The sequence below is a fragment of the Synechococcus sp. CS-1333 genome, assembly GCF_025128015.1.
GTDB lineage: Bacteria > Cyanobacteriota > Cyanobacteriia > PCC-6307 > Cyanobiaceae > MW101C3.
Map to the genome: position 1 here is coordinate 67,959 of NZ_JAHLYO010000012.1, position 13,388 is coordinate 81,346.

Consider the following 13,388-nt stretch of genomic DNA (forward strand, 5'->3'; position numbering starts at 1 on the left):
TCAGCCGATGCCGAGCAGGCCGCGGGTGAAGGCCTCACCGCCGAGGGCGAACTCAGTGGCGAGCAGGGCGATGAAGCCGAGCATGGCCATACGGCCATTGAGCTTCTCGGCGCGCTCATGGAAGCCCCAGCCGCTCTCGGCGCTCACCACTTCCATGCGGGGCTCGGTGGCGAAGGCATTGAGGCGGCCGCCGTCTTCGGTGGTGACGGTGGCGCCGCGAATGGTGGCGCGCTCAGTGGCGGAGACGGGGGCGGTGGTGGTGGCCTGGGCCATGGGGCTCCTCGGTGGTGATGGGATCAATGTAACAGAATATTGCGCAACGTAAACGGATGTCGCGAATGCTCAGGCGCATGCCCTCCCCAGTCCAAGCACCCCGGTGGAGGCGACCCGGTGTCTGCGCGGCCACGGCGCTGGCTGCCGGCGGGCTTCAGCGCAGGCGCCGCAGGCAGAGCTCCTCGAAGGCTGGGCGCAGCAGATAGGGGTACTCGCCGACCCAGAGCTTCAGCTGCGGCAACCAGGCGTCGGTGAGGGCGCCGATGCGCACGAAATCGGGCCGCTCGCTCAGGGCCAGGCAACGGATCACCATGCCCCGGCGGATCACCTTGTGCTTCTTTTCCATCGGGAAGCGGATCTGGCCCAGGTAACCGTCGTCGTCTTCCAGCTCCAGGCACAGCCAGGTGCGACGGTTCTCCACCAGCTCCAGCCGTCCGCGGGCATCGGCCTGCTCCTTCCGTTCCTCCACCAGCTCGCGGGTGAACAGATCGGCCACCACCCCTTCGAAGATCGCCCCTGCCGGGTAGCGGCGCAGCACGCTGTTCTTGCGCCCCGCCTCCAGGATCGGGCCCCAGAGCACATAGAGCAGGAACACGAAGCCCGCCACCAGCCACACCGGCCCGAAGCGGTAGGAGAACTGGCTCTGGGCGATCAGCAGCGAGATCACCCCACCGATCACGGCGATCAGCACCCGCTGCAGGATCTTGCGGGGGTTGCCGCTGCAGGCGTTGAACTGCGGACCGCTGGCCACCGCCGGGATCAGTTTCTGGAGCTCAGCGGGCTTGACGGGAACCAGCATGGCCTCAGAGCAGACGTTCGAGGCCGTAGACGAGCCCCTGCAGCTGCCGCACCCGGCGCACGGTGAGCAGCACTCCGGGCATGTAGGCGGAGCGGTCGATCGTGTCGTGGCGAAGGGTATAGGTTTCGCCCGCCGCGCCGAACATCACCTCCTGGTGGGCTACCAGACCGGGCAGGCGCACCGAATGGAGCCGCAGGCCGCTCTCGCGCCGGCCGCCGCGGCAGCCCGCCAGGGTTTCGCTCTCCTCCACCTGGGCGGCATTGAAGGATTTCCCCAGCTCCTCGATCAGCTCGGCGGTCTTGATGCAGGTGCCGCTGGGGGCATCGGCCTTGCGGTTGTGGTGCAGTTCGGTGAGTTCGGCGAAGTCGTAGAAGCGGGCGGCGGCCGCGGCGGCCTGCTGCAGCAGCACCATGCCCACCGAGAAGTTGGGGATCACGGCACCGCCGATGCCCGCCTTGGCGGCAAAACTGGCCAGATCCTCCAGCTGCGTGGGGGAGAGGCCCGTGGTGCCGATCACCGGGTGCACCCCGTAGGCGATGGCGGCCCGGGTGTGCTCGTACACCACCTTCGGATGGGTGAAATCCACCAGCACGGCGCCGGCGCTCTGGTGGCGGGCCGCCTGGCTGGCCTGGCAGAGGCAACCTTCCAGATCGGCCGTGACCGCCAGCTCCAGCGGCCCCAGGCCCAGCCGCTCGCCCACGTCGTCGCCCTCGGCCCCGGGGGTGGTGTCGACGGCTCCCACCAATGCGCAATCGGGGGCGGCCAGCACGGCCCTGATCACCTCCGCGCCCATGCGGCCGAGGGCGCCGGCCACCACCACGGGGATCGGCTCCGCCGAAGTGGCGGGCGGCATCGCAGGCGCCGGTGGTGGGGTGGCGGTCATGGGCGCAGACAGGCTCTTCGCTGGGGCGAGCCTATGGCCGTCGCGGGGCAGGCCGGCTGGGCACGGGCCTGTTACGCCTTGGCCGGAAACCCCACCTGCCGCCGCCGCTTTCCGTAGGCTCCTTCACATTGCTCAATCTGCACGCCCATGTTCACGCAGGTCCGCTCCGCCAGCCGTCGGGTCAGCCCGGCCGGATGCGCCACCCCTGCGGGCTCGGACGGCCGCCCGGTGATGAAGGCGGTGTATGTCGTGCTCGAACCCCAGTACCAGAACGCCCTCACCACGGCCGCCACCAGCCTCAACGAGCACAACCCGGCCCTGGCGGTGGAGCTGTGCGGCTACCTGATCGAGGAGCTGCGTGATCCGGAGAACTACGCCGCCTTCTGCGCCGATGTGGCGGCGGCCGACGTGTTCATCGCCTCGCTGATCTTCATCGAGGACCTGGCCCAGAAGGTGGTGGAGGCCGTGGCCCCCCACCGCGACCGGCTCAAGGCCGTGGTGGTGTTCCCCTCGATGCCCGAGGTGATGCGCCTCAACAAGCTGGGCACCTTCTCGATGGCGCAGCTGGGCCAGAGCAAGAGCGCCATCGCCAGCTTCATGAAGAAGCGGAAGGAGGCCAATGGGGCCGGCTTCCAGGACGCGATGTTGAAGCTGCTCAACACCCTGCCGACGGTGCTCAAGTACCTGCCGGTGGAGAAGGCGCAGGATGCCCGCTCCTTCATGCTGAGCTTTCAGTACTGGCTGGGCGGCACGCCGGACAACCTGCGCAACTTCCTGTTGATGCTGGCCGACAAGTACGCCTTTCCCCGCGGTGAGAGCGACCGCCCGTTGCTGGAGGTGGCCGAACCGGTGGTGTTCCCCGACCTCGGCATCTGGCACCCGATGGCGCCGGGGATGTTCGAAGACCTCAAGGAATACCTCAACTGGCAGGCCAGCCGGCAGGATCTGAGCGACAAGGCCCGCAGTGGCCCGGTGATCGGCCTGGTGCTGCAGCGCAGCCACATCGTCACCGGCGATGACGCCCACTACGTGGCAGTGATTCAGGAGCTCGAATACCGCGGCGCCACCGTGATCCCGGTGTTCTGCGGTGGTCTCGACTTCTCCAAACCGGTAAAGGCCTTCTTCTACGACCCGCTCAATCCCGAGCAGCCGATCGTGGATGGGGTGGTGAGCCTCACCGGCTTCGCCCTGATCGGCGGCCCGGCCCGCCAGGACCATCCCCGCGCCATCGAGGCGCTTTCCAAGCTCAACCGGCCCTACATGGTGGCCCTGCCCCTGGTGTTCCAGACCACCCAGGAGTGGGAAGAAAGCGACCTGGGCCTGCACCCGGTGCAGGTGGCCCTGCAGATCGCCATCCCCGAACTGGATGGCGCGATCGAGCCGATCGTGCTCAGCGGCCGCGACGACGCCACCGGCAAGGCCCACACCCTGCAGGACCGGGTGGAAGCGATCGCCGAACGGGTGATCCGCTGGGCTTCGCTGCGCACCAAGCCGCGCATCGACAAGAAGCTGGCGATCACGGTGTTCAGCTTCCCGCCCGACAAGGGAAATGTGGGCACCGCCGCCTACCTCGACGTGTTCGGCTCGATCCACCGGGTGCTGGAGGAGATGAAGCGCAAGGGCTACGACGTGCAGAACCTGCCGCGGGATGCCAAGGCGCTGATGGAAGCGGTGATCAATGACCCCGAAGCGCTGCAGGGTGCTCCGGAGCTGGCGATCGCCCACCGCATGAGCGTGGAGGAGTACGAGCGCCTCACTCCCTATTCCGAGCGGCTCGAGGAGAACTGGGGCAAGCCGCCCGGCAACCTCAACTCCGATGGCACCAACCTGCTGATCTACGGCCGCCACTTCGGCAACGTGTTCGTGGGGGTGCAGCCCACCTTCGGCTACGAGGGCGATCCGATGCGGCTGCTCTATTCCCGCAGCGCCAGCCCTCATCACGGTTTTGCCGCCTACTACACCTACCTGGAGAAGGTTTGGGGCGCCGATGCGGTGCTGCACTTCGGCACCCACGGCTCGCTGGAGTTCATGCCCGGCAAGCAGATGGGCATGAGCGAAACCTGCTACCCCGATTCGTTGATCGGTGCCCTGCCCAACCTCTATTACTACGCGGCCAACAACCCTTCGGAGGCCACGATCGCCAAGCGGCGCGGCTACGCCGCCACAATCAGCTACCTCACCCCTCCAGCTGAAAACGCCGGCCTCTACAAGGGGCTCAAGGAGCTGGGCGAGCTGGTGGGTTCCTACCAGCAGCTGCGTGAGAGCTCCAGGGGTGTGCAGATCGTCAACGCGATCGTGGAAACGGCGCGTCAGTGCAACCTCGACAAGGACGTGACCCTGCCGGAGGGGGAAGCCAGCGCGCTCGATCTCGATGGCCGTGACGCCGTGGTGGGGGCGGTGTACCGCCAGCTGATGGAGATCGAGAGCCGGCTGCTGCCCTGTGGCCTGCACACGATCGGCAAGCCCCCCACCGCCGAGGAGGCGATCGCCACCCTGGTGAACATCGCCGCCCTTGAGCGGGAAGAGGAGGGCTACCGCAGCCTGCCGGCCCTGCTGGCCGAAAGCCTGGACCGCACGATCACCGATGTCTACAAAGGCAATGACGCCGGTGTGCTGGCGGATGTGGAGCTCAACCAGACGATCACCGAGGCGTGCCGCAAGGCGGTGGCCTCGATGGTGCGTTCCGTCACCGGCAGCGATGGCCGCGTCAACCTGCGCGGCAACTTCGGCTGGTTCTTCGATCTGCTGGAGCGTTTCGGAGTGCGGCTGCCCAGCCCCTGGCTGAGTGCCTGCCGGGCGGCGGGTTTTCCCGGGGTGGATGCCGCCGAGCTCGACAACCTGTTCGGCTACCTGCGCTTCTGTCTCGAGCAGATCTGCGCCGACATGGAAATGGAGAGCCTGCTGCGGGCTCTTGATGGCGAATATGTGATCCCCGGCCCCGGCGGTGATCCGATCCGCAACCCCGGCGTGCTGCCCAGCGGCAAGAACATCCACGCCCTTGATCCCCAGGCGATTCCCACCCGCGCCGCGATCGCGGCAGCCAAGGTGGTGGTCGACCGGCTGATCGAACGCCAGCGAGCCGAACAGGGAACCTGGCCGGAGACGATCGCCTGCGTGCTCTGGGGCACCGACAACATCAAGACCTACGGCGAATCGCTGGCGCAGATCCTCTGGTTCATCGGTGTGCGCCCCGTGCCCGATTCCCTCGGCCGCGTGAACAAGCTGGAGCTGATCTCGCTGGAGGAGCTGGGGCGCCCCCGCATCGATGTGGTGGTGAACTGCTCCGGGGTGTTTCGCGATCTCTTCATCAATCAGATGGGGCTGATCGATCAGGGCGTGAAGATGGCCGCCGAGGCCGATGAGCCCATGGAGATGAACTTTGTGCGCAAGCACAGCCAGGAGCAGGCTGCGGCCCAGGGCATCAGCCTGCGCGAGGCGGCCACCCGGGTGTTCTCCAATGCCAGCGGCAGCTACAGCTCCAACGTGAACCTGGCGGTGGAGAACAGCACCTGGGAGGAGGAGGGCGAACTGCAGGAGATGTACCTCTCCCGCAAAACCTTCGCCTTCAATGCCGACAACCCCGGGGAGATGAATCAGAACCGGGAGGTGTTCGAGTCGGCGATGAAAACCGCCGACGTAACCTTCCAGAACCTGGATTCGGCGGAGATCTCGCTCACCGACGTGAGCCACTACTTCGACTCCGACCCCACCAAGCTGATCGCCGGCCTGCGCGACGACGGCAAGGCCCCCACCAGCTACATTGCCGACACCACCACGGCCAACGCTCAGGTGCGCTCCCTGAGCGAAACGATCCGCCTCGATTCACGCACCAAGCTTCTCAATCCCAAGTGGTATGAGGGCATGCTCAACTCCGGCTACGAGGGTGTGCGTGAGGTGGCCAAGCGGCTCAACTTCACCCTGGGCTGGAGTGCCACCAGCGGCGCTGTCGACAACTTCGTGTACGAGGAGGCCAACGACACCTTCATCAACGATGAGGAGATGCGCAAGCGGCTGATGGAGCTCAACCCCCACAGCTTCCGCCGCATCGTGGGCACGCTGCTGGAAGTTAACGGCCGCGGCTACTGGGAAACCAGCGATGAAAACATCGCCCAACTGCAGGAGATTTACCAGGAGATCGAAGATCGCATTGAAGGGGTCACCACCGCCTAAGGTCCATCCATCGCGGTCCTTTTATGTCTCCAGCCCTCAAAGGTGTGGCTTACGTGAGCGTCTGGGTGCTGCTCTGGGGCACGGCGTCTTCCCTGGCCGATTTCGTGCTGCTGGAGCGCGGCGCGTATGACGCCGGCACGGTTGCTCAGGCGATCACGTTCACCTCGTACGGGATCGCGGCGGTGGTGTTGGCGGTGCGCCTCTCCGGCCGCTTCCTCACCCCTCAAGACTGAGTCCCTGCGACCTCATGACGGCGTCCACCATGCGGGCCGTCTGGGCGATCGGGCCCACATCATGCACGCGCAGCACATCGGCTCCCTGGCTGATGGCCAAGGCGCTCACCGCCGCCGTTCCCCACAGGCGTGCCCGCGGCCGTGGCTCCTCCAGGACAGCGCCGATGAAGCGTTTGCGTGAAGGGCCCACCAGCAGGGGGAAGCCTGCGGCACGCAACTGGCTCAACTCACGCACCAGGGTGAGGTTGTGTTCGGTGGTCTTGGCGAAGCCCAGGCCCGGATCCCAGATCACCTGCGCGGTGTTCACTCCGGCGGCCACGGCCCGCTCCGTGGCCCACAGCAGCTCCTCGCCCACCTCTGCCGTCACAGCCTTGTAGGTGGCGAGCTGGTGCATGGTGCGGCTGTCGCCGCGGCTGTGCATCAGCACGTAGGGGCAGCCGGCCGCCGCTACCACCTGTAACAGCTCCGGCTCGCGCCGCCCACCGCTGACGTCGTTGATCCAGTGGGCACCGGCGGCCAGGGCCGCTTCGGCCACCGCAGCGCGAAAGGTGTCGACCGACAGCAACGGCCCTCTGCCGTCCGGAAAGGCGGCACGGATCAGCGCGAGCACCGGCAGCACCCGGGCCATTTCTTCGCTGGCGCTGATCTCGGCGGCGCCGGGGCGTGTGCTCTGACCGCCCAGGTCGAGCAGATCGGCGCCCGCCGCCACCATGCGCCGGGCCTGGCGCAGCGCCGCCTCCGGCGTGGGATAGCGCCCCCCGTCGCTGAAGGAATCGGGGGTGAGGTTGAGCACCCCCATCACATAGGTGCGCGTTCCCCAGGCCAGGGCCGGAGCCGAGGACGTTGCCATTGCCGTGTTCACCGCCGCCACAAGCCCAGCCACTCATGATCGCGTGGTTGCCCGTTGCGGCCACTGGCGGAGCCCACAGCCGCTTCCCAGCAGGCCTTGGTGAACCCTGCCTGCTCAACCTGCCGAGCCAGGGCGCCGGCCTCGGCGCCGTAGGGCGGCCCACCCGGGCGCGGGTGACACCAGAACAGACCCAGCAGCCAGCCGCCGGGAGCCAGCAACTCCCGCAGCGTGGTGAGGTAGGTGCTCCGCTGTGAAGGATCAATGGCGCAGAAGCAGGTGTGCTCCAGCACCCCTTCAAGGCTGCCGGCCGTGAGCCCTGCAGCGGCAAGCGCCGGAGGATTGAACAGGTCGGCCTGCAGCCATTGCAGCGCGGGGCCGCTGCCGTGCAGCCGCTCGGCCTCTGCCAGCGCCGCTGCGCTGAAATCAAGGCCAACCGCGGCAAAGCCGGCGGCAGCGAGCAGGGCCGCCTCGTGGCCGCGCCCACAGCCCGGCACCAGCACCCTCCCCGGAGGTTCTGGAGCCAGCGCGTGGTGCTGAAGAAACGCCTGCAGCGGTGGCGCCGGCTGACCAAGCTCCCAGGCATCGGTTCCCTCCCGGTAGCGATGGTCCCAGGCAAGGGCACCCTGCGGCGGCTCAGGCGGGCTCATGGTTCCGGCTCCGCCAGCAAGACCTCGATCCGATCGGCGAGCTGCAGGCAGCGATCCATCTCCTCCCACAGCAACTCCCGACGCACGGCATCCACCGCGTAGGAGCGATGGTGCAGGTCGCGGGCCTGGTAGCGGAGAGCCTCACGGATGCGCCGCCATTCATCCGGATGCAAGGGGAAGGAAAGAGTGCTCATCGCGTTGTCATTCATGCCACTGGTTGTAGGAAAGGCCGCTGTTTCCATGTGAATTCTGTGTAGCGAGCCTGCGCGGTTGCTGCCGGAGTCATGAGCTCCATGTCTGTGGGTTCCACCGTTGTGGGCCGTGGGTTTGCATGAGTATTTCTGCTGGCCTGCTTCATATGTCGTGATGTAGAAAATGAAGCTTGATGTCGGGCCTCCCTGGCGACCGCAGTGGTGCGTGGGTCGCCGTAGGGTCGTGCAGGGAGCAGAACGTTCGCTTCAGCCATTGCATTGATGTTGGCGTTTCGTTCCCTCCATGTCCGCCACAAACATGCCCCGGGCCCATGGCAGGGTTGAATGAACACAGTGGCCTGCGGAGCACAATGCCGCTGAGGACAATGCCCCTGCGGCCCTTGTGGTATGGCCTCCGCAAGGAGTGTTCCCCGCCTGAGTTTTTCATGAGGGATGGCCACGTGGTTGAGAGCGGTTAGTGGAGAGGCCATCCAGCCACAACGCTACGGATGGCAGGCGGTAAGTCTTTTTTCTCATCCACGCCAGTTGGCGTGAATCCCTAGGAGTTCACCACATGACCGAAGCGCGCGCGGCCAATCTCACCGTTGGCGAACTCGAAGCGAATTATCATCTCTATTGCAAGGCCCTCCGCATCCTGGTAAGAGAGGGAAAATCCCTCGTCAAGATCCAACGAACCGTCTGCTGGGATCGCCTCGAAACCATCTTTCACTGCTACCCCTCCCGCTATAAGTCGCCCGATTACCTCTACGTGCTGCTGAAACGTGAATACGGCGACCTCCCGAACAACGGCTCGTTGGGCACCAGCGGCTCCCCCGCTCCCAGCACCTGATTCTGATGTCCAGCTGATCAGCGCCAGATTGGGCGTTGCCGCTCCCGGAATTCAAGCCTGCAGGATGGCGAGCTGATTTCCATAACCAGCCGTGGCTTGCTGAGCCATGGCTTGAACATCCGAGGCCTGGGCCGCGATGGCTTGAACTTCCATGGCTGTTCCGCCGGCAACTGTCGCCGCAACTCGATCTGGCCGAGAGCGGCGAATCCATTCGGATCGGCCCGATCCGATGCTCCAGGCCAGGGCTCAGATGGTGACCGGCACGCGGTACTGGGCGATGCGGGCAAAGCTGATCGGGTCGAGCGAAGCGCCCCCCACCAGCACACCGTCAATGTCGCTCTGAGCCATCAGTTGGTCGATGTTGTCGGCTTTCACCGAGCCGCCGTACTGAATCACCACATCCGGATAACCCACCCAGCTGCGGATCAGGCCACAGATTCGGTTGGCCTCAGCGGCGTCGCAGGTCTTGCCGGTGCCGATCGCCCAGATCGGCTCATAGGCCACGACCATTCGGCTGGGATCAAGATCCTCCAGGCTCTGCTCCACCTGGCGGCGGATCACCCGCTCGGTCTCGCGAGCGCTGCGCTGGCTGTCGGTTTCACCCACACACACGATCGGGATCAGGTCGGCCGCCTGGGCGCTGAGGGCGCGGCGATTGATCTGCTCATCGCTCTCGGAGTGGTACTTGCGGGGCTCGCTGTGGCCCACGATCGCGTACGTCACCCCGTGCTCCTTGAGCATCTCCGCCGAGATGGAGCCTGTGTAGGCGCCGCCGTTGTCCCAATGGACGTTCTGGCTGGAGAGCTTGATGTCGCTCCCTGCCAGGGCTTCGCTCAGCGCGGCGATGGCGGTGAAGGGCGGCGCCAGCACCACCACCCGATCCTCAGGAAGATCGGCCATCAATGGCACGAAGCTTCCGGCGTAGGCCCGCGCCTCTGCGCAGGTCATGTGCATTTTCCAGTTGCCTGCAATCACCGCCTTGCGCACCGCCTTCTCTCGCTGAGGTGCCCAACAACCTAGGCCGAGGGGGGTACCTCCAACTCAATGCCCTGCCACTCCACCCGGTCGCCCGCCAGCAGCTGGCGGCCGCGGCGCAGCTCGATGGCGCCGTTCACGCGCACCTCACCGTTCTGCACCCGCAGCTTGGCCTCGCCGCCTGTGGCCATCACGCCCTGCCATTTGAGGAACTGGTCAAGCCGCACCCAGGGAGGCGCCGAAAGGGCGCTGATAAGGTTCGCCGATGCTCGCACCCCCACCGGCCGGTTTTCGCGGGCTGCTGCCGCTGCTCGGGCCCCATCGCCGCAATCTGATCGCCGGCGGGGTCTGCATGGTGATCTTCGTGGCCTGCTGGCCCCTGCTCGCCTGGCTGGCCGGTCAGCTGATCCCCTCTATCGGCGCCGGTGATTTCCCGGCGGTGCTGCGGGCGATCGGCCTGGCCCTGCTGGTGTTTCTGGTGCAGAAGCTGGCCCAGTTCGGCCAGGACACCCTGCTGGCCTCCCCGGCCCTGCAGGTAGGCCAGGCGTTGCGCAGCCAGCTGTTCGCGCGCCTGCAGCGCCTGGAATTCGCCTCCCTGGAGAAGCTCTCCGCCGGCGATCTCACCTACCGCCTCACCGAAGACGCCGACCGGGTGGCGGAGGTGATCTACAAGACGATTCAGGACACCACCCCCAGCCTGCTGCAGCTGATCGTGGTGTTCGGCTACATGGTCTTCCTCGATTGGAAGTTGTCGCTCGCCACCCTGTTGCTGGCGCCGCTGGTGGCCGTGCTGGTGAGCGCCTTCGGAGCCAAGGTGATGGGGGCGGCCGAACGCAGCCAGAAGCAGGTGAGCGAACTGGCCGGCCTGCTGGGAGAAGCGATCGGAGGCCTGCCGCTGGTGCGCGCCTTCGCCGCCGAGACCTGGCTGCAGCAGCGCTTCGAGCAGGAGATCGACCTGCACCGCCGCGCCCGCTACCGCACCATGCGACTGCTGGCGCTCCAGCATCCGGTGGTGGGCTTCATCGAAGCGGCTGGGATCCTTTCGGTGCTGCTGATCGGCGCTTCGCGGATTCAGGCGGGCGGCCTCACCAGCCAGGGTTTCAGCAGCTATGTGGCAGCCCTGCTGATGCTGATCGATCCGATCTCCCACCTCACGACCAACTACAACGAACTCCAGCAGGGCCAGGCCTCGCTCAAGCGGCTGCGGGCGATCGAGCAGGAGCCGATTGAACCTCCCGACGATGCAGGCGCCCTGCCCCTGGGCCCCGTGCGTGGGGAGGTGCGTCTGGAGGGCGTCTGGTTCGGCTACGACCCCGAGCGCCCTGTGCTCCAGGGCCTCGAGCTTTGTGCTGAGCCCGGGCAGCTGGTGGCGCTGGTGGGACCGTCCGGCGCGGGCAAGAGCACGCTCTTTTCATTACTGCTGCGCTTCAACACCGCCCAGCGGGGCAGGGTGCTGCTGGACGGCCAGGATCTGGCCCGGCTGCGCTCCGGCGACCTGCGCCGTGCCGTGGCCCTGGTGCCCCAGCAGAGCAGCGTGTTCTCCGGCACGGTGGCCGAGGCGATCCGCTTCGGACGTGTCGCCTCCGATGCACAGGTGCATCAGGCTGCCGCACTGGCCAACGCGGCCGGTTTCATCGAAGCCCTGCCGGGCGGCTACGACGCCCGTATCGAGGAGCGGGGCAGCAATTTCTCCGGTGGTCAGCTGCAGCGCCTGGCCATCGCCCGGGCGGTGCTTGGCGATCCGGCGGTGTTGCTTCTCGATGAAGCCACCAGTGCCCTGGATGCGGAGGCAGAGGAGGCGGTGCAGCAGGGCCTGCGCCAGGCGATGGCCGGCCGCACCGTGCTGGTGATCGCCCACCGCCTGGCAACAGTGCAGGAGGCCGATCAGATCCTGGTGCTCGAGTCCGGCAGCATCGTCGAGTCGGGCAGCCATGATCAGTTGATGGCCCGGGGCGGGCGTTACCGCGAGCTGTGCCAGCGTCAGCTGATCCGCGTGGCGGACTGAGCAGGTCCCGGATCGCCGGGCTCAAGCCCGGCCTGCCGCTTGGCTGGCCTCCCTTCCAGCTTTCTGCTGGTCTGGCTCCCACCCGGCTCTTCTCCCCACGCCGCTCGCTCCCCCTTCGCACCGCCGGCCATGACCGATCTGCCTCTGTGGGAATACCGGGTCATCCACATCAACCTGGAGAGTGGCACCCCTCCCGAACCCCCCAGCGCGGAAGCCGCCAGTGAGCGGCTGCGAGGTGCCTTGAGCCCCGAATTCATCGCCAGCGAGTTTCCGGAGTTCTACGGCGCCCCGCCGCCGCCGCGTCATCCGGCTGGGCAGCTGCAGTTCTTCCTCAATTTGCTGGGCGCGGAAGGGTGGGAGATGGTGGAAGCCTCGCAGGTGGGGCCCCTGCTGATGTTCTTCTTCAAACGGCGGCGCCAGCCGGCGTAAAATGAGCGATCCCCTTTGTGCTGGCTTTGACAGACGCCGCTTCCAACCCACCCGTGCTCACCTTCGAGGGCAAGCGCTACGACCTGAACACGCTGCCCGACGACCTCAAGGAACTGGTGCGCGGCATGCAGGTGGCCGACAACCAGCTCCGCCTGCACGAAGACACCCTGAAGGTGCTGGCGGTGGGGCGCCAGTCGATGGCCCATCAGCTCAACGAGCGCCTCAAAACCGTCCCGCCCCTGCCGGAGCCCTTTTGAGCGCAGTGGGCTCCAGTACCTGGAGTCCCTAACCCCGAGCGTCGCCCCCCGGCCCGTGGCTGCAGACGGGCCGGGGTTTGCGGCTGCGATCAGAACGGCTGGTATCAGACCGGCTGCAGGTCTTCAAAGCGGAAGCGTTGCTCGCCCGCCTCACCCTCTGCTGCTGAGGCGCCGCTCCCTGCGTCGCTGGCGATCACGCGCTCGCTCAGCACCCAGGGGCCGATGCCGGCCAGGGGCACGAAGGTGTCGGTGAAGTGGCTGGTGCCACCACGGGCGACGCCGGTGGCAGGGTCGCTGTAGGCGCTGCTGTAGCGGCGGCTCAGGTAGCCGGCGCCCGTGTCGGTGGTTTCCAGCGTGAAGATCGTCACCACAGTGCCGTGGATGTGGCGGTGCACCATCGTCACCACGTTGTCCTTGATGCGGTAGCGGTCGCCGCTGCCCTTGCCGCCCACGATCACCTCCAGGCCCACCGCATCGGTGTCGCCGGCGGTGAAGGTGTTGGCGCTGTGGGTTTGCTCGAAGGTGCGGCGCACCCGGTGGATGCACACCTCCCAGAGCTGGGAGGCCACGGCCTTGTTGATTTCGGCGTCGTCGATCCCCTCCACGCTGGCCTTGAGGTCGGCGCCCACCACGAAGCGGCCTTCCACCCGACGGTCGCCCTGCTCCCACACGCAGCGGCCCTGGTAACCGGCGAAGCCGGGTTCCCAGGTGTAGCGGTTCTCGTAGGCGGCGCGGAACAGGTCGGTGATGTCGGTGCCGGGAGCTACGACGGAGCTGGGGGGAGCGGTGGTGGTCAATGGTTTCGGGCAGGGGCCCTTCACCGTAG

Annotated in this window: 15 protein-coding genes; 6 read left to right on the plus strand and 9 right to left on the minus strand. The window is 66.7% G+C overall.

The window, feature by feature from the left end; genetic code table 11:
* From KQ303_RS04065 to dapB, 3 genes are all read right to left on the minus strand, one after another.
* A complete protein-coding gene (locus tag KQ303_RS04065; RefSeq protein ID WP_094510367.1) occupies positions 1-273 on the minus strand; it encodes a high light inducible protein in 273 nt (90 codons plus the stop codon).
* 154 nt (positions 274-427) lie between these two features.
* The gene (locus tag KQ303_RS04070; RefSeq protein ID WP_094510368.1) at positions 428-1,072 is read right to left on the minus strand and encodes a hypothetical protein; all 645 of its coding nucleotides are present in this window, start codon (positions 1,070-1,072) and stop codon (positions 428-430) included.
* 4 nt (positions 1,073-1,076) lie between these two features.
* Positions 1,077-1,955, minus strand: coding sequence for a 4-hydroxy-tetrahydrodipicolinate reductase (gene dapB / locus KQ303_RS04075; protein WP_399232836.1), 879 nt, complete (start codon positions 1,953-1,955; stop codon positions 1,077-1,079).
* Between the two features lie 147 nt (positions 1,956-2,102).
* On the opposite strand from dapB, the gene KQ303_RS04080 reads away from it, so the two are divergent.
* Both KQ303_RS04080 and KQ303_RS04085 read left to right on the plus strand, forming a co-directional pair.
* Complete coding sequence (locus KQ303_RS04080) at positions 2,103-6,125, plus strand: magnesium chelatase subunit H (protein WP_259729248.1); 4,023 nt, start codon at positions 2,103-2,105, stop codon at positions 6,123-6,125.
* A gap of 23 nt (positions 6,126-6,148) precedes the next feature.
* Complete coding sequence (locus KQ303_RS04085; RefSeq protein ID WP_255099728.1) at positions 6,149-6,358, plus strand: hypothetical protein; 210 nt, start codon at positions 6,149-6,151, stop codon at positions 6,356-6,358.
* On the opposite strand, the gene folP is transcribed toward KQ303_RS04085, so the two are convergent.
* Genes folP through KQ303_RS04100 form a run of 3 tightly spaced genes read right to left on the minus strand, consistent with a single transcriptional unit; the run spans position 6,342 to position 8,049 of the window.
* On the minus strand, positions 6,342-7,208 hold the full coding sequence (gene folP, locus KQ303_RS04090) for a dihydropteroate synthase (protein ID WP_259729249.1): 867 nt from the start codon (positions 7,206-7,208) through the stop codon (positions 6,342-6,344). The two genes, KQ303_RS04085 and folP, sit on opposite strands and share 17 nt — an antisense overlap.
* Before the next feature lie 8 nt (positions 7,209-7,216).
* Positions 7,217-7,855, minus strand: coding sequence for a TPMT family class I SAM-dependent methyltransferase (locus KQ303_RS04095; protein ID WP_259729250.1), 639 nt, complete (start codon positions 7,853-7,855; stop codon positions 7,217-7,219).
* Positions 7,852-8,049 (minus strand): hypothetical protein, encoded by a 198-nt coding sequence (locus tag KQ303_RS04100; RefSeq protein ID WP_144036871.1) that lies wholly within the window; start codon positions 8,047-8,049, stop codon positions 7,852-7,854. Before KQ303_RS04100 ends, KQ303_RS04095 begins: the two co-directional genes overlap by 4 nt.
* Before the next feature lie 571 nt (positions 8,050-8,620).
* On the opposite strand from KQ303_RS04100, the gene KQ303_RS04105 reads away from it, so the two are divergent.
* Entirely contained in the window at positions 8,621-8,896 is a 276-nt protein-coding gene (locus tag KQ303_RS04105) for a DUF3136 domain-containing protein (protein ID WP_094510373.1), read from the plus strand.
* Positions 8,897-9,142: 246 nt separating this feature from the next.
* Here KQ303_RS04105 and tpiA read toward each other — a convergent pair whose 3' ends face one another.
* Positions 9,143-9,883, minus strand: coding sequence for a triose-phosphate isomerase (gene tpiA, locus KQ303_RS04110; RefSeq protein WP_259729251.1), 741 nt, complete (start codon positions 9,881-9,883; stop codon positions 9,143-9,145).
* Positions 9,884-9,912: 29 nt separating this feature from the next.
* Complete coding sequence (locus KQ303_RS04115; RefSeq protein WP_259729252.1) at positions 9,913-10,098, minus strand: RNA-binding S4 domain-containing protein; 186 nt, start codon at positions 10,096-10,098, stop codon at positions 9,913-9,915.
* A gap of 38 nt (positions 10,099-10,136) precedes the next feature.
* Here KQ303_RS04115 and KQ303_RS04120 point away from each other — a divergent pair, with 38 nt between their 5' ends.
* From KQ303_RS04120 to KQ303_RS04130, 3 genes are all read left to right on the plus strand, one after another.
* Entirely contained in the window at positions 10,137-11,876 is a 1,740-nt protein-coding gene (locus KQ303_RS04120) for an ABC transporter ATP-binding protein (protein ID WP_255099724.1), read from the plus strand.
* 129 nt (positions 11,877-12,005) lie between these two features.
* A complete protein-coding gene (locus KQ303_RS04125) occupies positions 12,006-12,305 on the plus strand; it encodes a hypothetical protein (protein WP_094510377.1) in 300 nt (99 codons plus the stop codon).
* Positions 12,306-12,331: 26 nt separating this feature from the next.
* Positions 12,332-12,562, plus strand: a complete 231-nt coding sequence (locus KQ303_RS04130; RefSeq protein WP_094510378.1) for a DUF6447 family protein — start codon at positions 12,332-12,334, stop codon at positions 12,560-12,562.
* 104 nt (positions 12,563-12,666) lie between these two features.
* Here KQ303_RS04130 and KQ303_RS04135 read toward each other — a convergent pair whose 3' ends face one another.
* Positions 12,667-13,359 carry a DUF3386 domain-containing protein gene (locus KQ303_RS04135; RefSeq protein ID WP_094510379.1) on the minus strand — a complete coding sequence of 231 codons (693 nt, stop codon included), beginning with the start codon at positions 13,357-13,359 and terminating at the stop codon, positions 12,667-12,669.
* Positions 13,360-13,388 lie beyond the last annotated feature (29 nt).